Below are 23146 nucleotides of genomic sequence, written 5' to 3' on the forward strand. Positions count from 1 at the left end.
CAACGGTTCAGGCTTTTGCCCGCTGCACCATGCCGAACAGATCTCGCGGATCGTCGGGGTCAGCCAGCATGTCCAAATCTTCGTGAAACGGTGTCTGAGCCACCTTGTCGCGGATGTAGCGCAGGGCAGAGAAGTCCTCGATGGCGAAGCCAACACTGTCAAATAGGGTGATCTGCCGTGCGTCGCGGCGGCCCTGTTTCTCGCCCGTAATCACCTGCCAGAGCTCGGCGACTGCAAAATCCGGGTCCATCTGCTGGATTTCGCCTTCAATGCGGGTCTGTTCAGGGAATTCCACAAACACGTCAGAACGCTCTAGAATGCCCTTGGCCAGTTCCGTCTTGCCCGGACAATCCCCGCCAATCGCGTTGATGTGCACACCGGCGCCCACCATGTTGTCGCTCAATATGGTGGCGTATTGTTTGTCGGCGGTACAGGTGGTCAGGATCTGCGCACCTTCAATGGCCTGCTCTGGCGTTTTGCAAACCACAACTTCCAAACCGCTGTCTGTCAGGTTGTCTGCGCATTTCGCGGTGGCCGCTGGGTCTTTGTCATAGAGACGTACAGATTTCAGTCCAATGATGGCTTTCATCGCAAGCGTTTGGAACTCCGACTGCGCACCATTGCCGATCATCGCCATCGTGTCGGCACCTTTCGGCGCGAGGTACTTGGCCGCCATGGCCGAAGTTGCGGCGGTGCGCAGCGCGGTCAAGATGGTCATCTCGGTGAGCAGAACCGGATAGCCTGTATAAACGTCCGCCAGCAGACCAAAGGCCGTTACAGTCTGCAGTCCTTCGGCGGTGTTCTTGGGGTGACCGTTCACATACTTGAAGCCATAGGCTTCACCGTCGGAAGTCGGCATCAGCTCGATCACACCCACATCTGAGTGGCTCGCCACGCGCGGGGTTTTGTCAAACAGCTCCCAACGGCGGAAGTCTTCTTCGACATAGTCGGCCAGATCTTTGAGCATTTGCTCCACGCCCACATGGTGCACAAGACGCATCATGTTGTCGACGGAAACGAAAGGAACGAGGGCTTTTTCGGAGGGTTGTGTCATTTGATTTATCCCCAAAAATTACGAGAAACTGCGTGTCGGGCGGTCAAATACACGACGGCCTAGGGCAGAGGCGGCCAGGTCGACCATCAGCTTGGCTGTACGTCCGCGTTCATCCAGGAAGGGGTTGAGCTCCACCAAATCGAGGGAGGTCATCAGCCCGCTGTCATGCAGCATCTCCATCACCAGATGCGCTTCACGGACGGTTGCGCCCCCCGGGACTGTGGTCCCGACGGCTGGCGCAACAGACGGATCGAGGAAGTCGACATCAAGCGAGACATGCAACATGCCGTTCTGGGCCGCCACATGGTCCAGGAAAGCAGAGAGAGGCCGTGCAATGCCGTTTTCATCGATCTCACGCATGTCGTGACGGCGAATTTTGGTGGCTTGCAAGGTTTCCCGCTCCGCATCGTCCACCGAGCGCAGCCCAATCATGCAGATGTTTTCTTCGGGCACTGGGTTTTTCACACTTGGAAAGGCGTCAAACCCTTCGCGACCGGCGAAATACGCGACGGGCGTGCCATGCAAATTGCCGCTGTCCGTGCTTTGCGGGGTGTGGAAATCTGTATGTGCATCCAACCACAGAACAAATTGCGGACGACCTTGGCTGGCGGCATGATTAGCAACGCCTGCCACCGTGCCGGCGGACAGGCTGTGATCGCCGCCCATGAAGATCGGGAAGCCGTCCCGAATGGCTTTTTCTGCGGCTTCAGTGAGCGCAGCGGTCCAAGCAACGGTTTCATTGAGAGCGTGTAACTCGTGATCCTGCACGTCCGGCTCAAACGGAGCAGGAGACAGGTTACCTAGGTCCTGAACGCTGTGGCCTAAGTCTTGCAGAGTTTCACCCAATCGAGCGGTGCGGTAAGCGTCGGGTCCCATAAGGCAGCCTCGGCGACGTTTGCCACTGTCCACCGGAGCGCCCAGCAACAAGCAGTTTTTCTGTGTCATTCTTGATCCCATGTTCGGCGATTTGGAAAAAATCCTTCCGAAATGGGTTGATTTACACCCCTCAATTTGCACATAACGGGCAGTGTTTTCTCAATTCGGCAGTAAAGGCTGTGCAATATGGACGATATTGATCGGAAGCTGATCTCGGCGCTGCGCCATGACGCACGGGCGTCATTGTCGGATCTTGCCATCGACCTTGGTGTGTCCCGTACCACGGTGCGCGGCAGGATTGAACGCTTGCGTCAACGCGGCGATATTGTTGGCTTTACTGTGGTCCTGCAGGAAGACGCCAAAAGCGATCCGGTGCGTGGTCTCATGATGCTGGGCATCGAAGGGCGCGGCACCGACCGGATTGTGCGACAGTTAACTGGGCTAACTGCAGTACGCGCCATTCACAGCACCAACGGGCGTTGGGACCTCATTCTGGAGCTTGGCACCGATACATTGGATCATCTGGACGACGTGCTGACGCAAATCCGTCGTCTCGACGGGGTTGCGACAAGTGAAACCAACTTACTGCTGTCAACGCGCAAATCCGGTTGAGAAATTGCGCGTTAATATTTGATTTATTTTAGTTTTTTGATGGCGAAGACCCAGAGGCCCGCAGCGCCAAGTGACAGTAGGGCGTTGTAGTTGGCCATGGAGAGTCCAAAGAGGTCCCAGGGAATCTCGTCACAACGCACCAACGGGGCGGACATGATCTGGTTAAACAGATCATCCGCGCTCATATTGGACACATCAGAGCTGGTGCAAGTTGATGGCCCCTCCCACCATTTGCGCTCAACGCCGGTGTGATAGAGGCCCACAAGCCCGGACACTGCCGCACCAGCGGCTGCCAGATAGGCCAGTAGCCCGAGGCCGGTCACGATTGCTAACAGGCCGGCGGCTGCGGCCACCCAATGCGGGTACCGTTGGTAGTAACACAGTTTGCAGGGCGGCATTTCGCCAATGAATTCAAAGCCCCACGCCCCGAGGATCATTGCCACTGAGAAGCCGGTCAAAAGCACATAGGCCAGTTTTTGTGTCAGTTTCATAGATATTTCACCGCAAGAAAGCCGCCAAACAGCAGGATCAGGAACAGGGAGGTGACAAGGCCCAAGCGTTTTTCGATAAAGTCTCGCACTGGCTCGCCGAACTTTTGCAACAGCGCCGCCACCAGGAAGAATCGGATGCCGCGGGCCAGAACTGAGGTTGCCATAAATGTCGCCAAAGGCATGTGGGTAAACCCGGACATGATGGTGATGACTTTGTAAGGGAAAGGCGTGATGCCAGCGCCCAGGACGGCCCAGAAACCAAAGTCGTTAAACCGGGTGGAGAACTCCGCCACTGCATCTGCCTTGCCCAGCGACTTCAAAATTGGCTCCCCAATGGTTTCGAAAGCGAAGAAGCCAATTGCGTAGCCAAACAAGCCACCAATCACTGAGGACACCAGCGCGACCAACGCAATCAGCCACGCTCGGCTCGGACGGGCCAGAATCATCGGAATCATCAAAACGTCTGGTGGAATCGGGAAAAACGAGCTTTCGGCAAAGCTGACAATGGCCAAGGCCCACAACGCGCGCGGATGATCTGCCAAGTGCATGGTCCAGTCATAAAGGCGTTGCAGCATGAAAAGTCTCTTTGGCCTGTCTATCGTTCAGTCCTGCCTAGGCATTTGCCTTTGAAGTGCAAGCAAATAATCCGTGAGAGCTAAGGGGCAGGCAAATTTTCGCAAAGCCAAAAAGAATGCGTTTTGAGGCTGGACCTTCCTCAAATCCTTGGCTAAATCAAACCCGTGGCCCAAGTGGCGGAATGGTAGACGCAGGGGATTCAAAATCCCCCGCCTTCACGGGCGTGAGAGTTCGAGTCTCTCCTTGGGCACCACCTCGCTAGCAGAAATAGTAGTTGAACTTTGCTCAATTTTGCAGTGCAGCAAACCCTATGCGGGTTGCAGTCTAGGCTTCATCCCTTGTTGATTGTGAACGTCAATAGGTTGCCTCAAATTTTAAGAACTTAATACTTGTTTCGAAATTTCTCATGAATTCAACGCGCAAGGGCTCATTCCTGATGTGAGTTTGTCCTGCGTTGGTGTGATTTTCCTATTCACTTCAGCCCCCCCGAGAATCAAATTTAGACTCCAGTAATTTTTCTCAGCTCAAATTTTTTGACCGGTAAACAAATTGAAGCCGATGTTTGAGCGTTAGCCGCTCTGGCAGATGCCACCGATGCAAGGACACATGATGAACAGATTTCTGAGCGCGACTGCTGCTATTTGCGTGATGGCAAGCGCTGCAACGGCAGGAAACCCTTACAGCGATACGCTGACAAGTCTGGTTGACTCAACCATTTCGGGTTGGGTTACCGATCCGGCTGTGGTCGCAGCGATCATTGCGCAAAATGCAGAGACAGCAAGTTACTCGGATGATCAGGTCGCCGAACTGGATGCGCTTTGGCAATCGGGCAGTGCCGAGGGGCGCGAGTTCATTGATGGCATTTGGCACAACGCGTTATCTGAACAGCTTAAGGGTTACAAAAACCAGTCTCCGCAACTCTTCTCCGAGATTTTTGTCGTCGATGGGCGCGGCTTGAACGTTGGTCAGAGCAATATCACCTCCGACTACTTTCAAGGGGACGAAGCCAAATGGCAGGTGCCGCACGACACCGGTGAAATTCATTTTGGTGATGTTGAGTTTGACGAATCCAGTCAGACTTATCTGAGCCAAGTGAGTGCGCCTATCATGCATGAAGGCGAGTTCATTGGCACGATCACCGTGGGGGTGAACGTCGAAGGGTTGTGACGCCTACTACCTTTAAAAACAAAAGCGCAGGCCTTACCGGCTCTGCGCTTTTGCTGTTCGTTTCGGTTATGCCCCGTTTCCTAAATTGGTATGAAAGCTCAAAAACTTCGCGCCGTTTTGTGAAATTGCTGGCAAACACGGCTTCGTCCCCCTAGCACTGTTTCCCAACTGGAGTGACGTTGCCCGAACAACGTCAGTCGGGCAGGGGGAGAGGCAATATGCACAGGGCGATCCGCGCCATTGCGCAGAGCACAGCGATTCTAGGCGGTTTGGTGCTCACCGCGTTAATTCTACTAACTTGTGTGAGTATTCTGGGGCGCTCCATCAGTACCCTGGCGCATACCGCGTTTTTGGAGAGCGTCGCCAATGGCTTTGCCACGTGGCTTCAAACGTCGGGGGTTGGCTCGGTCAATGGCGATTTTGAGTTGCTGGAAGCCGGAGTGGCCTTTGCCATCTTTGCCTTTCTGCCGATCTGTCAGCTGCACGGTGCCCATGCCACTGTGGATGTCTTCACCAATTTCCTGCCGCAGCGCGCCAACCGCTATCTGATTGCCTTTTGGGAATGTGTCCTGGCGGCGGTGATCGTGCTGATCACTTGGCGCCTGTTTGCCGGGTTGCAAAGCAAATACGCCTATGGCGAAACCACTTTCCTGCTGCAGTTTCCAGTCTGGTGGGCCTATGCCGCCAGCTTCGCAGCGGCCTGTGTCGCCTCATTGGTATCAGTATACTGCGCGGCCATGCGCATATGGTCGGCCCTGACAGGGCGCGGCTCCATGACCGCGATTGGAGAAACGGCAAAATGACGAACTTGGAACTGGGCTATCTGTCGTTTCCGGTGCTGCTGGTGATGATCTTTCTGCGTGCTCCGATCGGGCTTGCGATGATGCTCTGTGGATTGGGCGGGCTTTACATGGTCACCGGCAATCCCAACATGTTTTTGGCCAAACTTAAGTCAGAGACCTACACAACTTTCTCTAGCTACTCGCTGACCATCATTCCGATGTTCTTGCTGATGGGGCAGTTCGCAACCCAATCCGGCATGTCCAAAGCACTGTTCAAAGCGGCGGAGAGCTGGTTGGGGCATAAGAAAGGCGGCGTTGCCATGGCGTCTGTTGGCGCTTGTGCGGGCTTTGGTGCGATCTGTGGCTCGTCTTTGGCAACCGCAGCCACCATGAGCCGCGTGGCCCTGCCGGAGATGCGCCGCTACGGCTACTCGGGCGGCTTTTCCACCGCGACTTTGGCAGCGGGCGGTACCTTGGGCATCCTGATCCCGCCTTCGGTGATCCTGGTGATTTACGCCATTCTCACCGAACAGAATATCGCCAAGCTTTTCCTGGCTGCCTTCATCCCGGGCATCTTGGCCGCTTTGGGCTACATGCTGACCATCTCAATCTATGTGCGCCTGTATCCAGACGCGGCAGGCACGCGGCCAGCCGTGCCAATGGCAGAGCGCTATCGTGCGCTTCTGGATGTTTGGCCAGTTCTTCTGGTGTTTGGCGCTGTGGTGGGCGGCATTTACTTTGGCTGGTTCACCCCAACCGAAGGCGCAGCTGTGGGGGCGGCAGGCACGGGCCTGATCGCCTTGGTCAAAGGCAATTTGACGTGGTCTATCCTGAAAGACTGCATTATCTCCACCGCGACCAGCACAGCGATGATTTTCTTTATTGTTTTGGGTGCAGGTATCTACAACGGGTTCCTCGCGCTGAGCCAGGTGCCTCAGGAGCTATCCAACTGGGTGATTGGACTTGGTTTGGGGCCGTGGATGGTGCTGTGCCTGATCCTAGCATTCTATTTGGTGTTTGGCTGCCTGATGGACAGCCTCAGCATGATCCTCCTGACCGTGCCGATTTTCTTCCCGGTGATCCTAGGCTTAGATTTTGGCATGAGCGCAGAACATGTTGCGATCTGGTTTGGTATTCTAGTGCTGATCGTGGTTGAGGTTGGGTTGATCACGCCGCCAGTGGGCATGAACCTCTTCATCATCAATGCAATGGATCGCAGTACCCCGATGGTCGAGACCTATCGGGCGGTGATCTGGTTTGTGGGATCGGACATTGTCCGGGTGATCTTGTTGGTGGCTTTCCCGGCAATCACGCTGTTCCTGCTTCCGGGGTAGGGAACACAAAAAGGGCGGCCCAAGTGGCCGCCCGTTCTAAGTCTTGAAGCATCACTTCTTGCTGACACGTCCGCGCTTCTTGCGGATTTCTGCGATCTTCTTACGTTCCCACTCTTCGCCAAAGCTCTCGATGTGTTCTTGCGCAATTTGCAGCGCGCCGAGGCCTTTGCGGTTGCGGAAGTAGAAGTCGACACCCAGGTCCGCCAGCTCTTCCATATGACGGATCAGAACAACCGGCTTCAGATCGTCATCTTCGGCAATCATATGCGCCACGGTCTCACCCAGACCTGTGCGCCAGTTGATGTCCGCCCCGCGGTCAATCAACAGATTGATCAGCGCCATGCGTCGGGTCTGTGCCTGACCGGCCAGGTGCAGCGGGTTACGCTCATCCGCGTTGCGCGCATCCATGTTGGCACCCTGTTTGCACAGCTCGTCAGCGGTGTCTTTTTTCTCGGCAATGATCGCGAGGTGCAAGGGGGTGTTCTTGTTTGGATCCACCACGTCGATTTTTGCGCCCAGCTTGATTAATGCGCGAATGTTGCTGGCGTGGCCGGATTCGGCGGCAGCGTGCAAAGGCGTGCGCCCGTTGCTGTCCACGGCGTTGGGATCTGCGCCCATGCCAACCAGGGTTTTGATCGCCTTGGTGCCTTCGGAACGGCTGGAGCCAGCGGCCAAATGCAGAGGTGTTACGCCCTGTTTGTCCTGCGCCACAGGGCTCAAGCCCATGTCATAAAGCGCATTGATGCCTGGCATGTTTTTGGCTTCCGCAGCGGAGTGCATCGCGGTGCGGCCGCGATCGTCTTCGGCTTCGATTTCTGCGCCAAGGAGGGTAAGCACCTCGAACTTCTTGTGCGCCAACGGCGAGCGCGCGGCGTAGTGGAACGCGCCTTCGCCAATCTCGGACGTGGCGTTTACATCCACACCTTCTTCGATCACTTTTTCAAAGATTTCGAAGTCCGAACAGCGTGCGGAGGAGTGAATCAGCCCTTCGCCAAACCGGTTGAGTGTCTTGGTGTTGGCGCCAAGCTGCGAAAGGGTGGCAAAGGACACCCGGCCCAGAGCCTCCATTGAGCTGTTAATCGGGGTTTCGCCTTGCTTGTTTTCAGCCTCCAGATTGGCGCCAAATTCATGCAGTTTTTTGATCACCTCGACGTGGCCAAATTTCGCCGCAAAATGCAGCGGCGTTTCGTCAAATTCGTTTTTGCTATCCACGTTTACGCCGCGTTCCAGCAGGGTTTGCAGCACTTCCATACGTCCCCACCGTGCCGCATCATGCAACAGGCTAGCGCCGTATTTGCGGTGTTTGGTCAAGTCCGCACCAAGGGTTTCCAGCGCTCGGAACGCTGCTGGATTGTCCGCGTTGATGGTCAGGAAAATCGGCGTTTCGCCACGGGCATTCAGCGCTTCCAAATCTGCACCCAATCCGTGCAGTTTCCGCATCGCCACCAACTGGCTGGCTGCAGACGCCGTGTGTAGCGCCGTGTTGCCTTTGGAGTCCTTATCTTCCAGGCCAATGCCATTGCCAGTCAGACGCTCAAATAGGCGCACATCGCCCGCCGCTGCTGCTTTGTGCAGGATAGTTCCGCCATCTTTCCGTCGCGCGGTCGCATCAGCGCCCATCTCGACCAGCGCGTCAAACATACGTCCGCCGTCATCGCTTGTGGCGCAAAAAATTGGTGTTTCACCACGATTGGCCGGAGCGTTCAAGTCGGCGCCATGAGCCGCCAGGGCCTTGAGAGTTTCGTAGTTTGAGGCTTCCACGGCGACATGCAATGGTGTGAGACCACCATCACCCGGATCTGAAACGTCCAATCCAAAGCCGACCAGCTTCTGGATGACATCCACACTGCCCAAGCGGGCCGCGACATGCATTGGCCCCCATTTTTGTGGGCTTTGCAGTATGAAATTGAAGCCAAAGCCGACCAGACGATCCAGTTTTGCAGCCGGATCATGGGCCTGCGCCGCGCCTTCAAGCGCCTGATAGAAAATCGCGTGGGAGCGCTCTTCCCGTTTGAGGGCCGCTTCAATGACCGCCGCCATGGTTTCTACCGAGCCATAGCGTGCTGCCCAGGTCACAACAGAGGCATCTGCGGTGAGGTTCAGGTCAATCCGGGCGCCGTTGTCGAGCAAAAATCGGAAGATTGTTGGCTCTTTCAGCGCGGCGGCAAACAGCAGCGGGCTGGTGCCAAAGGCGCCCTGAAAGTTCACGCCGCTGCCCACTTTGGCGTTTTCGCGCACCGCGTCAAAATCGCCGGCGGCCACAGATAGCATCAGGTCAGAAATATCGCCGTCCTTCATCAGCCCTGCAAGCGGGCCGGTTTGGACGTCATTTGGTGCCGCGTCGATCAGCGCAAAGAGATCTTCGGCGGAGGCGGCTTTTACTAGTTGATCCAATTTTCAGCTCCCACTGGTTGGTCCATATCGACTAGCGAGAAGAAGTTGAGAGACTCTGAAAATTGACTTTGCAATGCATAAAATGCAGGCAATCTAAAAGCTGGAAGTCTGTGTCTCCAATGTTTTGCGACCAAAGGCCAATAGGCAAAGCCTATGTTTTTCTAGGTGGTGGAGCAGGGGAGCCCTATAGTTTTGCCAGTTCGGGCAGGAACAGACATGGCACAAGAGTCAAAGAAGAAAAGTTCGACAGTCGCGTTGCTGGCTGCTTTTGCGGTTTTGCTGGTTACGATCTTGGGGTTTGGCTGGAACGTGCTGCTCTCCGCAGCGCTTGCCGCCGTGACCTTTTTTGTTGTGGTCCAACTGGGCGGAAAGAAACCCGTGGAAGACGATGCCCTCAGGAGCTCTGCGACCGCGCATAATGTGGCGCCCGCCGCGCCGCAAGCGCCTGAGGTTGCGCCGGAAACGGCTGCTCCCACTGCGCAAACTGAAACCGCGCCCAAGCAAGCGCTTGCCGCATCCATGGCCGGTCAGGTCAAGCTGGGCACGCTGCTGCCCGGTGAGCGGGAACTGGCGGACCGGCGCGGTGGCTGGCGCTACGAAGGCTAGACAATTCCCCATGTAGCTGATTGAGTTTTCTTCGAAATTGCCTGGTCTCAGGTCCCTTTCGGGAAATCAAAATGATCCGCTTCTACGCCCGTATTCTGCGCGCCACTGGCAAGGTGCAAATCCTTCTGGTGGCGCTCTCCCTTGTTGTCGCCGCTTTGGCGGCCGTGCCGCTCCAGTTTCAAAAAGACATCATAAACAGCCTTGGCCCTGATCTTGAGGTCAACACTTTGATCTGGATGTGTGGCGGCTATCTAGCGGTCATTGTGGTGACCAACATCTTCAAGTTTGTACTGAACTACCGCAGCAATCTTCTGGGCGAATCCACCATCCGGCGCATCCGCAGCGCCGTTTATGAAGCGCGGCATGACACCTCTCAGGAGTTGGCGATCCAGAAACAATCCACAGGCACCATAGCCACCATCATCTCCGCCGAAGCCGAGGAGGTGGGGCGATTTGTCGGGCAGGCTTTGGCCAATCCGGTGGTGCAGTTGGGCACATTGGTTTCGGTGGTGTCCTTTGTGGCTGCCACACAGCCCTATCTGGGCGGGTTCCTCGTGGCCATTGTCGTGCCGCAGGCGCTGATCGTACTCATGTTGCAAGAGCGAGTGAACAAGCGGGTCAAAGAGCGCACCATTGTGCTGCGCCATGCGACAGGCACTTTGTCAGAAGAAAACCTGGCCGAGGTTATAGCCGCACAACAGGCGGTGTTGGATGACTTTGACGAAATCTATGAAACCCGGCGCGGTATCTTCCGTCTGAAGTTATCGATGAAGTTCATGATGAATATTCTCAGCGGCATGGGCCTTGTTGGTATCCTGATGATCGGCGGTTTTTTGATGATGGAGGGGCGTGCCGACATCGGCACGGTGGTTGCCTCTATCTCAGCGTTGGAGAAAATCAATGGTCCTTGGCGGTTGTTGCTGAATTTTTACAAAGAACTCAGCTCAGTACGGGTCAAATTTGATCTGATTGTGGGCGAAGGTTTGACGGCGCGAAACGCCAAGCCGGCGAAGGCCTGACAAAACAAAAGGCGCCGAAAGCGGCGCCTTGGGAAACCTTGGTGAGCTGGTGGTGGGACAGCCACCAGCTTTGAGGGCTGTTACCGACCCCACGTACGCACAGGACCACAGTCCATATGCACGAAGTTGGAGCCCGAGTAGCGGCCAACACCACCGGCGCGGCACGCCGCAGCTGCTTTTGCCATTTGGTGCACAGAGCGCGAACCGAGGCGTAGGTCTGCGGCTTGGCCCTTCATGTGAAGGGAGTTTTTAGCCACACCGCGAGAGCGGGAGCGCAGCATCGCGTTGGTTTTTGGGCTGCGGTAACCAGACAGTAACATATAGGGTTCATTCACATCCATAAGGTTGTGCGCCGCGGCCATGATGTCGATGGTGCGTGTGTCGATGCCGATCACATCGTTGGTGCGCCAATCCCGCATAAATGCGTTGATTTCTTTCACCGCGTCTTTGATGTACTTGCCTTCGACCCAATAGATGGTGTCGATGCGCTCCCCGGTCCGACCGGAGTACATCTTCAATCGGCGAATATCGCCACCACCGCGCAGGAAGCCTGCTGCCTTAGAGTAGGTGGGGGCCGCCACAAGTGCGGTTGCTGCAAACGCGCCCAATAGGCCGCGCCGTGTCATGCTCAGAGAGCCGTCTTTTGGTTCATTCATGTTTCAGCGCCTGTCCCGTCGCTTACCTGCCACCGCGATGTTACGCGGCCGTGATTTCATCTTGATCCCCTCAGATGTGCGGTTTTTATGACACATAGGGAATCTTCAACCAAGAGTTCTTTTCTGCCTTGACCAAGCGTAGTGCCGAATTTCGGCGAAACTTTGCTTAATTGATGAAGAATTGGCCTTCATCTAGCCCCGACACAAACTGGGTAACACGGCAACAGTTGAATAAAGGTTTATTCAGTTTGCAAACTTGTGATTGGACAGGTGAGACTATAGTCAAGCACCCTACAGGACAGCTTTATGACTTTGGGAATGTAACATGGTTCACAGGATGCTAACGCGCGGAATTCTCGGCTCTTTTCTCGCTGCGATTTTTGCGGTTTTGGTGCTCACAAATGGCGCGCAAGCTTTTCCGGCTTTTAAGCAGGCCGTGGCGGAAGCCGCCGCCAGAGACGCGGATGTGGCGGCGTTTTATCGGGAATCAGCCTATGAACCAGTGTGGACAGGCGAGGGTGATTCCTTTGTGGCCCGCCGCAAGGCGCTGATTGCGGCCCTGGGGCGTGTTGAAGATCACGCGCTTCCTGCAGAACGGTACAACACTGATCAACTGGTGGCGCAAATGGCCGGTGCGCGCAGCGTGCGCGACCTTGGCATGGTCGAAGTGGCTTTGACCAAAGCCTATTTGAAATATGCCCGTGACATCAATTCCGGCATGCTGGTGCCGTCCCGTGTCGATAACGGCATTGTGCGCGAAATTCAGCGCCGCGACCGCACCGAGTTGATGCACAGCTTTGCCGCCGCCGAAGACCCCAAAGCTTTCCTTCGGTCTCTGGCGCCACAGACCCAAGAATATACTCGCCTGATGAAAGAGAAGCTGCGCTTGCAGCGTCTGATCGCCAATGGCGGTTGGGGCGCAACCGTGCCGGTTGCCAAGCTGGAGCCAGGCAATTCTGGAAACTCCGTAATTGCGCTGCGCGACCGCTTGATGCGCATGGGTTTCATGCAACGCTCGGCAACCGCGCAGTATGACCGCGATATGGAAAAGGCCGTTCAGGCATTTCAGATCGCCCATGGTCTGGAGAGTGACGGTGTCGCAGGTAAGGGCACCATCACCGAGATCAACGTGTCCGCTGAGGAGCGTTTGAAGTCGATCATGGTCGCAATGGAACGGGAACGCTGGTTGACCCGTGAAAGCGTTGGGCGCGAGATCCTGGTTAACTTGACCGACTTCACCGCTAAGGTGATGGATGATGGCAAGATGACCTTCCGCACCCGTTCCGTGATTGGCAAAAACCAATCCGATCGCCGCAGCCCGGAGTTCTCGGACACCATGACTCACATGGTGATCAATCCGACCTGGAACGTGCCGCGCTCGATTGCCACCAAAGAATATCTGCCGATGCTGAAGCGCAACCCGAACGCCGTGAGCTACCTGCGTCTGGTGAATGGCCGTGGTCAGACGGTGGATCGGGGTTCTGTAGACTTTTCCCAGTTCACCACACGCAACTTCCCGTTTGACATGAAGCAGGCGCCAGGTAACCGCAATGCGTTGGGGCTTGTAAAGTTCATGTTCCCGAACAAGCACAATATCTACCTGCACGACACGCCGCAAAAGGCTTTGTTTCAGCGCGAAACCCGCGCTTACAGCCACGGCTGTATCCGCCTGCATCAGCCGTTTGACTTTGCCTATACTCTGCTGGAACCACAAGAGAGTCAGCCAAAGGACTTTTTCCAGAAGACTTTGAAAACAGGCCGTGAAACCCGCGTGGATCTGGATGTGCCGCTGCCGGTACACATCATCTACCGCACCGCCTACACCGAGGCCAAAGGTCCGGTGCAATACCGTCGTGATGTCTATGGTCGGGATGCCAAGATCTGGAATGCGTTGGCCAACGAAGGGGTGGCGCTGATCTCCCATCAGGGATAAAACGCCTCCAAAGTCATTTCGGAGGACCGCGCATGGCGTTTACTGTTCGAGAGATTGCTGCGGCAATTGACGCGGAGGCGCATGGCAACACCGACTTGATCGTAGAACGTGTCTCAGAGCCGGCTTCGGCCGGCCCTGATGACATCGCGCTTCTGACCAATCCCAAATTTGCTGATGGCCTGTCCCAGGGGCAGGCACGAGTTGCATTGCTTTGGGACGGTGCGGATTGGCAGGGCATGGGGCTGGAGGCGGCAATCACCGCCAAACGCGGCCGCTATGCCATGTCTGGTCTGTCCCGCATGATGGATTTGGGCCAACATTTTCCCGAAGGCATCCACACCTCCGCATTGATTGATGATACCGCGATCATTGGGGAGGGCGTGACCATCGCGCCCTATGCCGTGATCGGGCCTCGCGCGCAAATCGATTCCGGCACAGTTATCGGCCCGTTTTGCCACATCGGCGCTGACAGCCGCATTGGCTCCGATGGGATGTTGCGTGACCACGTCTCCGTTGGCGCGCGCGTCACCATTGGCGACCGGTTCTGGTGCCAGCCAGGCGCGCGCATTGGGGCGGATGGCATGTCTTTTGTGACCCCGGAGGCCAGCGGTGTGGAAAAAGCCCGCGCCTCGCTGGGCGATCAAGGCGACGTCACTGAACAGGCCTGGGCGCGTATTCACTCGCTTGGCGCTGTGACCATTGGCGACGATGTGGAAGTCGGCGCCAACACATGTATCGACTATGGCACCGTCCGTGACACACGCATTGGCAACGGCTGCAAAATCGACAACCTTGTGCACATCGCCCACAACGTGGTGGTAGGCAACGATTGCTTGTTTGCAGCGCAGGTTGGTATTGCCGGCTCAACGGTCATTGGCAACAACGTGGTGTTTGGTGGCCAGGTCGGTGTGACGGACAACACCACGGTTGGGGACAATGTCATTGGCGGTGGCGCCACCAAGATTCTCAGCAAAGTGCCAAACGGTCAGGTGCTTCTCGGCTACCCCGCGGTCAAGATGGACACCCATTTGGAAATGTACAAAGCCCTGCGTCGTCTGCCCCGTTTGGCCAAGCAATTTGCCGATCTTCAAAAAACCGTTTCAAAACTCGGTTCAAAGACGTAAGTCCTCGCGCTAAATTGCGGGCAAAGCCGATCAAAGGATGAGACTATGAGTGTCAAAGACCGTGTCATTGCAATTGTGGCAGAGCAGGCCGTGCTGGAACCATCAGATGTGACCATGGACAGCACCTTGGAAGATCTGGGCATTGACAGCCTTGGTTTGGTTGAGAGCATTTTTGCCATCGAGGAAGAATTCGACATTTCGATCCCGTTCAATGCCAATGAGCCGGAAAACAGCGAATTTGACATCTCCTCTGTGGCGACAATCATCGCAGGGATCGAAAAGCTGGTCGCCGAGGCACCGGCTGCGTAGCCAGCAGTTCTTTGATTTTATAGGGCAAGAACTATGAAACGGGTCGTTATCACAGGGGCGGGCACAATCAACGCTCTGGGTCACAACGTGTCTCAAACCCTAGAGGCCATGCGCGAAGGGCATTGTGGTATTGGGCCGCTTGAGATGCGTGATGTGGAGCGGCTTGCAGTTCAAATCGGCGCTCAGGTCCGGGGTTTTGCCTCCGATGTAATCTTCAACCGTCAGCAAATGGCGCTCTATGACCGCTTCACTCAGTTTGCGTTGATCGCCGCCCGCGAAGCACTGGACCAATCGGGTTTGGAATTTTCCGGAGCGCTGTCAGCGAAATCCGGCGTGGTCATGGGCAATTCTGGCGGTGGTATGCAGACGCTGGATGAGAACTACCGCACAGTTTACGAGGACGGCAAAAACCGCGTGCATCCTTTTGTGGTGCCCAAGCTGATGAACAATGCCGCCGCAAGCCACATCAGCATGGAGTTCAATCTCAAGGGCCCAAGTTTCACTGTGGCCTCTGCCTGTGCCAGTTCCAACCACGCGATGGCGCAGGCCTTTCAGATGGTGCGCTCCGGCATGGCGCCGGTGATGATCACTGGTGGCACTGAGTCCATGCTGTGCTTTGGCGGCGTCAAGGCCTGGGAAGGCCTGCGAGTGATGTCCAAGGATGCCTGTCGCCCGTTCTCCGCCACCCGCAACGGGATGGTGCAGGGCGAGGGCGCCGGTGTGTTTGTGTTTGAAGAGATGGACCATGCCAAAGCCCGCGGCGCAGACATTCTGGCAGAGGTGATTGGTTTTGCCATGACCTCGGATGCGGCCGACATTGTGATGCCATCTCGCCAAGGCGCGTCGCGCGCGATTGCCGGTGCGCTAGAGGATGCGGGCGTCAACCGTGAGGAGGTGGGCTACATCAACGCCCACGGCACCGGCACTGCGGCAAATGACAAAACTGAATGCAGCGCGGTGGCGGATGTTTTTGGTCCTCATGCGGATCGGCTGTTGATCTCCTCGACAAAGTCGATGCATGGGCACTTGATTGGCGGCACTGGGGCCGTCGAGCTTCTAGCCTGCATTATGGCCCTGCGAGACGGTGTGATCGCGCCCACGATTGGCTATGAAGAGGCGGATCCGGAATGTGCTTTGGATGTGGTGCCGAATGAGGCACGCGAGGCCACCATTGATGTGGCCCTGTCCAATGCCTTTGCCTTCGGCGGCCTCAACGCCGTGTTGGCCCTGCGCAGGGTCTGACGTTTCAAACAAAAAGGCCGCCCTCGAAGGCGGCCCACTTTCTGAAATTCACGTCAAACTACTGGCCGTTGTTTTCGGCTTTCTCAAACGCTTTGGTGAACCCTTTCAGCGACATGTTCACGTTCACCGACTGTGTTGGTGCCAGCGCAGGCACTATGCTCAGCACAGCCTTGTTGCCACTTTTGAAGTTGGCAATGTCTTCAGCGCTCAGACCTATTCGCGCGATGCAGCCCAGTTGGTTGCAGAAGGCAAACGGATACCGTCGCGTGGTTTTGCCGTCCACTGACATGGTCAGCTGTGCAGTCAACAAGGTTTCAAGTGGCACAATCACGGTTGCCCCAGCAACCGCCTCGCCCTCGGCAACGGGCAAAGAGAACAGCGTGACTTCGGACACCGGGTTGCCGGTGTCGTCGCGCATAAGTTGATACATGCGGCACGGGTGAGGCTCCGGGCCAGTGGTTGCACATTGCAGGTCCCAGTCTCCAATGATCTCAGACGACACATTCTCTTCCAGCTGCGCGGGCGAGACAGGCTGCGCCGCTTCACTCACCGCTTCCCCCATGGCCAAGGACCCGTCTGCCAGGGAAGGAACCCCCTGTGTCAGAGCAGGGCCAGCCATCAAACCCAAGGAAACGGCTGTCGCAAAGATAGGGAAGGTTCGCATGTCTGTCTTAGTCCTTTGGATGTCTTTTTGCCCGCTTATCATGACCAAGTGGCTTTGTCAGGATTTGGTTGACTAAAACCCATCGCATCCTAGCAGAAATTTGCTGATACCGGCTGGCAATTTTGCGAGTTCCGCTCGGAGCAAAAAGATAGGAGCGAGAGGCACGCTCTAAAAAGAAAAGGGCCTTACGAAAAGGCCCTTTTCCAAATTTTTCACTCCCCGTCGGACTGGCCGACTTATTCATTGCCAAAACGCTACGAAGAAATCGGGCTCCGGTCAACAGCAAAAACAGAAGTTTCTGCGCTGATTTTGCTCAAAAAAAAGGCCGCACATAAAGTGCGGCCAGTCTCAACAGGGAGGAGTTCCGTTCCAAACCCGTTTGGGCTGTTCCAGAACAGTTTCGAAACTGCCATATAAAGGTTAACAATGTATGTGACGCACGTTTTTGGGCGTTAAAAATAAGGGTCTTTAGGGGTAAGCGACTGATGGACGGTAAGATTTTTTTGGGCGGCGGTGGCGCGGACTATGCGGAAAAGCAGGGTCTGACGTTAAAATATGCCAACCGACACGGGCTGATTGCGGGGGCCACGGGCACCGGTAAGACCGTGACGCTTCAGATTCTCGCCGAAGGTTTTGCCGCTGCGGGCGTGCCGGTCTTTCTGTCGGATGTGAAAGGGGACCTATCCGGTCTCGCTGCGGCCGGAAGCGCCGATTTCAAGCTACACGACGCCTTCACATCCCGCGCGGAAAAGATCGGATTTGCGGACTACGGCTATGAGGCTTTTCCGGTCACTTTCTGGGACCTGTTCGGTGATCACGGCCATCCGGTGCGCACAACGGTCGCCGAAATGGGGCCTTTGTTGTTGGCGCGCTTGATGGAGCTCAGCGAGGCGCAAGAAGGCATCCTCAACATCGCTTTCCGCTTGGCAGATGAACAAGGAATGCCGCTCTTAGACCTTAAAGACCTACAGGCATTGCTGGTTTGGGTCGGGGAAAACCGTACCGAGCTGGCGCTGCGCTATGGCAACATCTCCGTCAACTCCATCGGCGCCATTCAGCGCCGTCTGTTGGTGCTAGAAAACGAGGGTGCCGCCAAGCTCTTTGGGGAACCTGCGCTCGAGTTGGACGACTTGATGCGCACCGCACCAGACGGGCGCGGTTACATCAACATTCTGGCAGCCGACAAGCTTATGGGCTCGCCACGGCTCTACGCCACCTTTCTTCTATGGCTCCTCTCAGAGTTGTTCGAAAACCTTCCAGAAGTGGGCGACCCGGACAAACCCAAACTGGTATTCTTCTTTGACGAGGCACATTTGTTATTTGATGGCGCTCCCAAGGCGCTTATCGACAAAGTGGAGCAAGTCGCCCGCCTGATCCGCTCCAAAGGCGTCGGCGTCTACTTTGTGACACAGAACCCCGATGACATCCCCGAAGACATCCTCGGCCAATTGGGCAACCGCGTCCAACACGCTCTGCGCGCCTTCACGGCACGCGACAAAAAAGCCCTGCGCCTGGCGGCAGAGACCTATCGTCCTAATCCACGTTTTGTGACCGAAGAGGCGATCCGCGAAGTCGGGGTCGGGGAAGCGGTCACCTCGATGTTGATGAAGAAGGGCGTTCCGGGCATTGTCGAGCGCACCCTGATCCGCCCGCCGTCGTCACAGCTTGGCCCGCTGTCACCTGCCGACCGAAAAGCGGTGCTTGCCAACTCTTCGCTGGCTGGGAAGTACGACACGCCGGTTGACCGCCGGTCTGCCTATGAAATCCTAACCGCCCGCGCCAAAGCGGCCGCGCAAGAAGCCGAACAACTGGAAGCCCGCGAAGAAGATATGGCGCCCATGGAGCGTGAATTCACCGCTGCGCGGCGCTATTCCGGCTCCCGCGTGCGCCGTTCTTCTGCCAGAACACTGCGGGTGCGTGCGGATGACACCTTTGGTGAGGCGATGACCAAAATGGTGATGAAAGAACTCTCTGGCACCACGGGCCGCCGCATCGTGCGTGGCGTGCTGGGCGGTCTGTTCAAAGGACGCTAAGCCCAATCTTCTCTCTGCAAAAATACTTTCGCCGAAAGTAAAAGGCGCCCCACTGGGGCGCCTTTCTTTTTACTTCTCCGGGATCAATCCTCGTGGACTGAACCTCAGTACCAGCAGCAGGATCACCCCCATGGTCAACAGCCGCATATGCGCCGCACTGTCGATCAGGTGTTTCTTAAGACCGCTGTCCTCAGCCATGCCCGAGGTGATCACTTCCATCAGCCACAGGCCCATCGGCTCTACCTGAACCCAAAGGAACCAGATCAGGAACCCGCCCAGCACAGCGCCAAGGTTGTTGCCAGAGCCACCAACAATCACCATCACCCAGATCAGGAAGGTATAGCGCAGCGGGTTATAGGTGCCCGGCGTCAGCTGCCCGTCCAGCGTGGTCATCATCGCACCGGCAATGCCACACACCGCGGAGCCAATCACAAAGATCTGCAAGTGACGGTTGGTCACGTCTTTTCCCATGGCCTCAGCCGCCACTTCATTGTCGCGGATCGCACGCATCATCCGGCCCCAGGGGCTCTTCAACGCAAGCTGTGCCATCACAAAGATGATCGCCAGAACCACCGCAAACAGGATCGAGTAGTTGAGCTTCACAAAAAGCGACGAGGCTGTCGCCACATCCATGCCAAGTCCTTCGGCCCGGTTGATGAACGTAGACGAGTTCTGCAGGTCGATCTCATACGGCACTGGACGGTCCAGACCCACAACGTTTTTCACGCCGCGCGCCAGCCAGTCTTCGTTTTTCATCACCGCAATGATGATCTCGGCAATACCCAGGGTCGCAATCGCCAGATAATCCGAGCGCAGACCCAGCGCTGTCTTACCAATCAACCAGGCCACGCCAGCGGCCAACAGGCCCCCCATAGGCCAGGCCAGAAGCACCGGCAGGTTCAGGCCACCCAGGTTACCTTGCAGCGCCGGATTGATGGCTTCGACAGCGGCCACACCGGGATCAAAGATACCGCGATACAGGAAGAAGCCCACAACCAGAATGGCTATTGTGGCAATGTTACGCGCGCGGCCTGCGGCCATGCGCTGTCGCACCATCACCGTGGCGACAATCGTGCCCGCTCCGGCCAGCAGTGCAATCACAATGCGCCATCCACCCGCGCTCCACGCCCCTTCAACAGGCGCCGCAGAGGTCAGCACCACGGCCAGACCACCCAGAGCAACAAAGCCCATGACACCCACGTTAAACAGCCCGGCAAAGCCCCACTGCAGGTTCACACCCAAGGCCATGATGGCAGAGATCAAACCCATGTTGAGAATGAGCACAGCCACGTTCCAACTTTGAGAGAAACCAGTCGCCAAGATTAGCACTGCGACTATCCCGAATAGTGCAAAGTTGGTCAGAGCCTCATTTTTGGTGCGGGCGCCGTGCCAATATGTCCAAGCCAGTGCCACTTCCACGATAGCTGTGACGAACCCAACACTTCCTGCCGCGAACACCCCTAAAATTGGCACCGCCAAAGATGCGAGAATACCCCAGATCATACCGATTTCCCCTTGAACAGACCGGTCGGCTTAAACAGCAGGACCACAATTAGGATCACGAAGCTGACGGCAAATTTGTAGTCTGTGCTCAAAAGCTGCACGAGGCTGGAAGGTTCCAGGCTCTCCGGCAGCATGTATTTCAGCACTTTTTTCCAGGCGTAAGTGATGGTGACTTCTGAGAAGGCAATCACAAACCCACCGGCAATGGCGCCCAGCGGGCTGCCAAGACCACCAACAATCGCCGACGCAAAGATCGGCAACAGCAGCTGGAAGTAGACAAAGGGTTTGAAGGATTTATCCAGACCGTAAAGTACACCGGCGGTGGTCGCGAGCGCAGCCACAATCAGCCACGTGTACATCACCACGCGCTCCGGGTTGATGCCCGACAGCAGCGCCAAATCTTCGTTGTCGGAATAGGCGCGCATCGACTTGCCGGTGCGGGTGCGGTTCAGGAACCAGAACAGCAGGGCCACGGCAATGATTGCCACCACAACGGTGATGCCTTGGGTGGTCTTGATTGCGAGACCTTCTTTCAGGCCGGTCAGGGCTTTGAATTCCCGCACCGAAATGATGAAGCGCTCGCCGTCGGCAAACTTCTGATCGTTTGGCCCAATGATAAACCGCACCAGACCGTTCATGATGAACATCACGCCCATCGACACGATTACAAGGATCACCGGCTTGGCTTTTTGCTCACGATAGAAGCGATAGACCACGCGGTCAGTAATCAATACCAGTGCCATGGTGCCCAAAATGGCAAAGGGCAGGGCCAGCAGAGCCGTTGGCAGCGGACCAAAGCTCACGCCCATCGACTGCAGGAACCAGGTGACCAGAACGCCAATCATCGCGCCAAAGGCCATGGTATCGCCATGGGCAAAGTTGGAGAACCGCAAGATGCCGTAGATCAGTGTAACCCCCAGCGCGCCAAGCGCCAGCTGGCTGCCATAGGCAATCGCGGGGATGATGACAAAGTTAGAAAGCGCCACAAGGGCGTTGAGAAAGTCCATGTGCCTCAGCCCCCCAAGAACGATTTGCGGACTTCTTCATCCGCGAGCAGGTCTTTGCCGGTACCGGTATAGGCATTGCGCCCCTGAACCAGCACATAGCCCTTGTCGGCAATTTCCAGCGCCTGACGGGCGTTTTGCTCGACCATCAGAATTGGAATGCCGGTGCGGCTGACCTCAATAATCCGGTCAAACAGTTCGTCCATCACGATGGGGGACACGCCTGCGGTTGGCTCATCCAGCATCAGCACCTTTGGCTGGGTCATCAGCGCGCGGCCCACGGCCACCTGTTGACGCTGACCACCGGAAAGTTCACCGGCTGGCTGGTTGCGCTTTTCCTTCAGGATGGGGAAGAGGCCATAGACCTGTTCCATCGTGTCCGAAAAATCATCGGTGCGGATAAAGGCTCCCATTTCGAGGTTCTCTTCCACGGTCATGGAGGTGAAGATGTTGTTCACCTGCGGTACAAACCCCATGCCTTTGGCGACGCGCGCCTGTGGCGACAGCGCGGTAATGTCTTCGCCATCCAGCCGCACCGAGCCTTGGCGCAGGTTCAACATGCCAAACACGGCTTTCATGCCAGTGGATTTGCCAGCGCCATTGGGGCCAACAATCACGGCAATCTCGCCCGGGTTCACGGCGATGGTGCAGTCATGCAAAATGTCCGGCCCATCTTTGCCGTAGCCGCCTGTCATGCTGTCGCCGACCAGAAAGGCGTCTGTTGTGTTCATTTCTTTGCCGGTCCCCACGGCGGGCGTCATTTCGCTTCCGCCTTTGGGGTTGGCTATCGTGGCGTCCTTGTTGCCGCGATCGTTCTGATACGGGTTTCCCGTCATCACTCACTCCCCGCTGAAAACGCATTTTGGGATCGATTTTTGCACCTCCGCGATACAGACGCGATACCGACGCAATACCGACGTGCCTTTTGGCCCTTATGCGTTCAGCTGTTCCTTGTTTTTGAGCCCGGTGCCGAGGTAGGCCTCGATCACTTGTTCGTTGGCTTTGATCTCATCCAAAGTGCCTTCTGCGAGCACTTTGCCTTCGGCCATACAAATCACTGGGTCACACAAACGCCCAATGAAATCCATGTCATGCTCAATCACCACAAATGTGTAGCCGCGCTCTTTGTTAAGCCGTTGAATCGCATCACCAATGGTGTTCAGCAGGGTGCGGTTCACCCCGGCGCCAACCTCGTCCAGAAAGACGATTTTGGCATCCACCATCATGGTGCGTCCCAGCTCGAGAAGTTTCTTTTGACCACCGGAAATCTGACCGGCTTTGTGGTCTGCCAGATGCTCAACCGTAAGGAATTCAAGCACTTCGTCGGCTTTCGCCCGCAATGCGCGTTCCTCATCCGCAATCCGCTTGCGTCCAAACCAGGTGTTCCAAAGAGTCTCACCCGATTGTGCACCAGGAACCATCATCAGGTTCTCGCGACAGCTCATCGAGCTGAACTCATGCGCGATCTGGAACGTCCGCAGCAGCCCTTTGTGGAAGAGCTCATGCGGCGGCAGGCCGGTGATGTCTTCACCGTCCATCGTCACCCGCCCGGATGTTGGTGGCAGAACTCCGGCGATCACATTGAAAAGAGTGGTTTTACCGGCGCCGTTTGGCCCGATGAGGCCGGTGATAGATCCCGGTTCGATCTTCAGGTTCGCTCCTTCAACAGCGCGAAACCCCCCAAAATGTTTGTGAACGTCCTCAACGACGATCATAGCACTTCCCCCATGCGCAGTTCGTGCCGCGCCTTATATATTGAAAAACAGC

The 23146-nt window shown here is 56.3% G+C and carries 22 protein-coding genes and 1 tRNA gene; 12 read left to right on the forward strand and 11 right to left on the reverse strand.

Annotation, left to right across the window (positions count from 1 at the left end):
- Nucleotides 1–7: 7 nt before the first annotated feature.
- Nucleotides 8–1054: an ornithine cyclodeaminase gene (locus MK208_RS17655; RefSeq protein ID WP_294118785.1), complete on the reverse strand. Its 1047-nt coding sequence runs from the start codon at nt 1052–1054 to the stop codon at nt 8–10.
- Nucleotides 1055–1072: 18 nt separating this feature from the next.
- A complete protein-coding gene (gene rocF, locus MK208_RS17660; RefSeq protein WP_294118786.1) occupies nt 1073–1999 on the reverse strand; it encodes an arginase in 927 nt (308 codons plus the stop codon).
- 117 nt (nt 2000–2116) lie between these two features.
- Here rocF and MK208_RS17665 point away from each other — a divergent pair, with 117 nt between their 5' ends.
- Nucleotides 2117–2542 (forward strand): Lrp/AsnC family transcriptional regulator, encoded by a 426-nt coding sequence (locus MK208_RS17665; RefSeq protein WP_294118787.1) that lies wholly within the window; start codon nt 2117–2119, stop codon nt 2540–2542.
- A gap of 23 nt (nt 2543–2565) precedes the next feature.
- On the opposite strand, the gene MK208_RS17670 is transcribed toward MK208_RS17665, so the two are convergent.
- Both MK208_RS17670 and MK208_RS17675 read right to left on the reverse strand, forming a co-directional pair.
- On the reverse strand, nt 2566–3033 hold the full coding sequence (locus MK208_RS17670; protein WP_294118789.1) for a disulfide bond formation protein B: 468 nt from the start codon (nt 3031–3033) through the stop codon (nt 2566–2568).
- On the reverse strand, nt 3030–3608 hold the full coding sequence (locus MK208_RS17675; RefSeq protein ID WP_294118791.1) for a YqaA family protein: 579 nt from the start codon (nt 3606–3608) through the stop codon (nt 3030–3032). Before MK208_RS17675 ends, MK208_RS17670 begins: the two co-directional genes overlap by 4 nt.
- A 168-nt stretch (nt 3609–3776) precedes the next feature.
- On the opposite strand from MK208_RS17675, the gene MK208_RS17680 reads away from it, so the two are divergent.
- From MK208_RS17680 to MK208_RS17695, 4 genes are all read left to right on the forward strand, one after another.
- Nucleotides 3777–3862: transfer RNA gene (locus MK208_RS17680), tRNA-Leu, on the forward strand.
- 341 nt (nt 3863–4203) lie between these two features.
- Nucleotides 4204–4776 carry a hypothetical protein gene (locus MK208_RS17685; RefSeq protein ID WP_294118793.1) on the forward strand — a complete coding sequence of 191 codons (573 nt, stop codon included), beginning with the start codon at nt 4204–4206 and terminating at the stop codon, nt 4774–4776.
- A gap of 218 nt (nt 4777–4994) precedes the next feature.
- Entirely contained in the window at nt 4995–5579 is a 585-nt protein-coding gene (locus MK208_RS17690) for a TRAP transporter small permease subunit (protein ID WP_294118794.1), read from the forward strand.
- Entirely contained in the window at nt 5576–6892 is a 1317-nt protein-coding gene (locus MK208_RS17695) for a TRAP transporter large permease (RefSeq protein ID WP_294118795.1), read from the forward strand. The genes MK208_RS17690 and MK208_RS17695 overlap by 4 nt, the downstream gene beginning before the upstream one ends.
- Before the next feature lie 51 nt (nt 6893–6943).
- On the opposite strand, the gene MK208_RS17700 is transcribed toward MK208_RS17695, so the two are convergent.
- The gene (locus tag MK208_RS17700) at nt 6944–9286 is read right to left on the reverse strand and encodes an ankyrin repeat domain-containing protein (protein ID WP_294118797.1); all 2343 of its coding nucleotides are present in this window, start codon (nt 9284–9286) and stop codon (nt 6944–6946) included.
- Nucleotides 9287–9502: 216 nt separating this feature from the next.
- Between MK208_RS17700 and MK208_RS17705 the strand changes: the two genes are divergently transcribed.
- Both MK208_RS17705 and MK208_RS17710 read left to right on the forward strand, forming a co-directional pair.
- Nucleotides 9503–9892: a hypothetical protein gene (locus tag MK208_RS17705; RefSeq protein ID WP_294118799.1), complete on the forward strand. Its 390-nt coding sequence runs from the start codon at nt 9503–9505 to the stop codon at nt 9890–9892.
- Nucleotides 9893–9963: 71 nt separating this feature from the next.
- Nucleotides 9964–10911, forward strand: coding sequence for an ABC transporter ATP-binding protein (locus MK208_RS17710; RefSeq protein WP_294118801.1), 948 nt, complete (start codon nt 9964–9966; stop codon nt 10909–10911).
- Between the two features lie 80 nt (nt 10912–10991).
- Here MK208_RS17710 and MK208_RS17715 read toward each other — a convergent pair whose 3' ends face one another.
- Nucleotides 10992–11567 carry a DUF882 domain-containing protein gene (locus tag MK208_RS17715; protein ID WP_294118802.1) on the reverse strand — a complete coding sequence of 192 codons (576 nt, stop codon included), beginning with the start codon at nt 11565–11567 and terminating at the stop codon, nt 10992–10994.
- 325 nt (nt 11568–11892) lie between these two features.
- On the opposite strand from MK208_RS17715, the gene MK208_RS17720 reads away from it, so the two are divergent.
- From MK208_RS17720 to MK208_RS17735, 4 genes are read left to right on the forward strand one after another with little or no spacing between them, the layout of a single operon-like run.
- Entirely contained in the window at nt 11893–13500 is a 1608-nt protein-coding gene (locus MK208_RS17720; RefSeq protein WP_294118803.1) for a L,D-transpeptidase family protein, read from the forward strand.
- A gap of 32 nt (nt 13501–13532) precedes the next feature.
- Nucleotides 13533–14624: a UDP-3-O-(3-hydroxymyristoyl)glucosamine N-acyltransferase gene (gene lpxD, locus MK208_RS17725; protein ID WP_294118805.1), complete on the forward strand. Its 1092-nt coding sequence runs from the start codon at nt 13533–13535 to the stop codon at nt 14622–14624.
- A 45-nt stretch (nt 14625–14669) separates the two neighbouring features.
- Nucleotides 14670–14933: an acyl carrier protein gene (locus MK208_RS17730; protein ID WP_294118807.1), complete on the forward strand. Its 264-nt coding sequence runs from the start codon at nt 14670–14672 to the stop codon at nt 14931–14933.
- A 33-nt stretch (nt 14934–14966) separates the two neighbouring features.
- Nucleotides 14967–16175, forward strand: a complete 1209-nt coding sequence (locus tag MK208_RS17735) for a beta-ketoacyl-[acyl-carrier-protein] synthase family protein (RefSeq protein WP_294118808.1) — start codon at nt 14967–14969, stop codon at nt 16173–16175.
- A gap of 58 nt (nt 16176–16233) precedes the next feature.
- On the opposite strand, the gene MK208_RS17740 is transcribed toward MK208_RS17735, so the two are convergent.
- Complete coding sequence (locus MK208_RS17740; protein WP_294118809.1) at nt 16234–16794, reverse strand: invasion associated locus B family protein; 561 nt, start codon at nt 16792–16794, stop codon at nt 16234–16236.
- A 530-nt stretch (nt 16795–17324) separates the two neighbouring features.
- Between MK208_RS17740 and MK208_RS17745 the strand changes: the two genes are divergently transcribed.
- Nucleotides 17325–18872: a helicase HerA-like domain-containing protein gene (locus MK208_RS17745; RefSeq protein WP_294118810.1), complete on the forward strand. Its 1548-nt coding sequence runs from the start codon at nt 17325–17327 to the stop codon at nt 18870–18872.
- Nucleotides 18873–18941: 69 nt separating this feature from the next.
- Here MK208_RS17745 and MK208_RS17750 read toward each other — a convergent pair whose 3' ends face one another.
- The 4 genes from MK208_RS17750 to MK208_RS17765 all read right to left on the reverse strand — a co-directional run bounded on the left by MK208_RS17750 (nt 18942) and on the right by MK208_RS17765 (nt 23094).
- Nucleotides 18942–20375: a branched-chain amino acid ABC transporter permease gene (locus MK208_RS17750; RefSeq protein ID WP_294118811.1), complete on the reverse strand. Its 1434-nt coding sequence runs from the start codon at nt 20373–20375 to the stop codon at nt 18942–18944.
- The gene (locus MK208_RS17755; protein WP_294118812.1) at nt 20372–21382 is read right to left on the reverse strand and encodes a branched-chain amino acid ABC transporter permease; all 1011 of its coding nucleotides are present in this window, start codon (nt 21380–21382) and stop codon (nt 20372–20374) included. The genes MK208_RS17750 and MK208_RS17755 overlap by 4 nt, the downstream gene beginning before the upstream one ends.
- Nucleotides 21383–21387: 5 nt before the next feature.
- Nucleotides 21388–22215 (reverse strand): ABC transporter ATP-binding protein, encoded by an 828-nt coding sequence (locus MK208_RS17760; RefSeq protein WP_294118813.1) that lies wholly within the window; start codon nt 22213–22215, stop codon nt 21388–21390.
- 96 nt (nt 22216–22311) lie between these two features.
- Nucleotides 22312–23094: an ABC transporter ATP-binding protein gene (locus MK208_RS17765; protein WP_294118814.1), complete on the reverse strand. Its 783-nt coding sequence runs from the start codon at nt 23092–23094 to the stop codon at nt 22312–22314.
- Nucleotides 23095–23146: the final 52 nt, after the last annotated feature.

It is taken from the genome of Shimia sp. (assembly GCF_022448905.1).
In the GTDB taxonomy this organism is placed as follows: Bacteria; Pseudomonadota; Alphaproteobacteria; order Rhodobacterales; family Rhodobacteraceae; genus Shimia.

Coding starts and splice junctions, on each gene's coding strand:
- MK208_RS17655 (WP_294118785.1), bottom strand. CDS start 1,054: ATGACACAACCCTCCGAAAAAGCCCTCGTTCCTTTCGTTTCCGTCGAC.
- rocF (WP_294118786.1), bottom strand. CDS start 1,999: ATGACACAGAAAAACTGCTTGTTGCTGGGCGCTCCGGTGGACAGTGGC.
- MK208_RS17665 (WP_294118787.1), top strand. CDS start 2,117: ATGGACGATATTGATCGGAAGCTGATCTCGGCGCTGCGCCATGACGCA.
- MK208_RS17670 (WP_294118789.1), bottom strand. CDS start 3,033: ATGAAACTGACACAAAAACTGGCCTATGTGCTTTTGACCGGCTTCTCA.
- MK208_RS17675 (WP_294118791.1), bottom strand. CDS start 3,608: ATGCTGCAACGCCTTTATGACTGGACCATGCACTTGGCAGATCATCCG.
- MK208_RS17685 (WP_294118793.1), top strand. CDS start 4,204: ATGCAAGGACACATGATGAACAGATTTCTGAGCGCGACTGCTGCTATT.
- MK208_RS17690 (WP_294118794.1), top strand. CDS start 4,995: ATGCACAGGGCGATCCGCGCCATTGCGCAGAGCACAGCGATTCTAGGC.
- MK208_RS17695 (WP_294118795.1), top strand. CDS start 5,576: ATGACGAACTTGGAACTGGGCTATCTGTCGTTTCCGGTGCTGCTGGTG.
- MK208_RS17705 (WP_294118799.1), top strand. CDS start 9,503: ATGGCACAAGAGTCAAAGAAGAAAAGTTCGACAGTCGCGTTGCTGGCT.
- MK208_RS17710 (WP_294118801.1), top strand. CDS start 9,964: ATGATCCGCTTCTACGCCCGTATTCTGCGCGCCACTGGCAAGGTGCAA.
- MK208_RS17715 (WP_294118802.1), bottom strand. CDS start 11,567: ATGAATGAACCAAAAGACGGCTCTCTGAGCATGACACGGCGCGGCCTA.
- MK208_RS17720 (WP_294118803.1), top strand. CDS start 11,893: ATGGTTCACAGGATGCTAACGCGCGGAATTCTCGGCTCTTTTCTCGCT.
- lpxD (WP_294118805.1), top strand. CDS start 13,533: ATGGCGTTTACTGTTCGAGAGATTGCTGCGGCAATTGACGCGGAGGCG.
- MK208_RS17730 (WP_294118807.1), top strand. CDS start 14,670: ATGAGTGTCAAAGACCGTGTCATTGCAATTGTGGCAGAGCAGGCCGTG.
- MK208_RS17735 (WP_294118808.1), top strand. CDS start 14,967: ATGAAACGGGTCGTTATCACAGGGGCGGGCACAATCAACGCTCTGGGT.
- MK208_RS17740 (WP_294118809.1), bottom strand. CDS start 16,794: ATGGCTGGCCCTGCTCTGACACAGGGGGTTCCTTCCCTGGCAGACGGG.
- MK208_RS17745 (WP_294118810.1), top strand. CDS start 17,325: ATGGACGGTAAGATTTTTTTGGGCGGCGGTGGCGCGGACTATGCGGAA.
- MK208_RS17750 (WP_294118811.1), bottom strand. CDS start 20,375: ATGATCTGGGGTATTCTCGCATCTTTGGCGGTGCCAATTTTAGGGGTG.
- MK208_RS17755 (WP_294118812.1), bottom strand. CDS start 21,382: ATGGACTTTCTCAACGCCCTTGTGGCGCTTTCTAACTTTGTCATCATC.
- MK208_RS17760 (WP_294118813.1), bottom strand. CDS start 22,215: ATGACGGGAAACCCGTATCAGAACGATCGCGGCAACAAGGACGCCACG.
- MK208_RS17765 (WP_294118814.1), bottom strand. CDS start 23,094: ATGATCGTCGTTGAGGACGTTCACAAACATTTTGGGGGGTTTCGCGCT.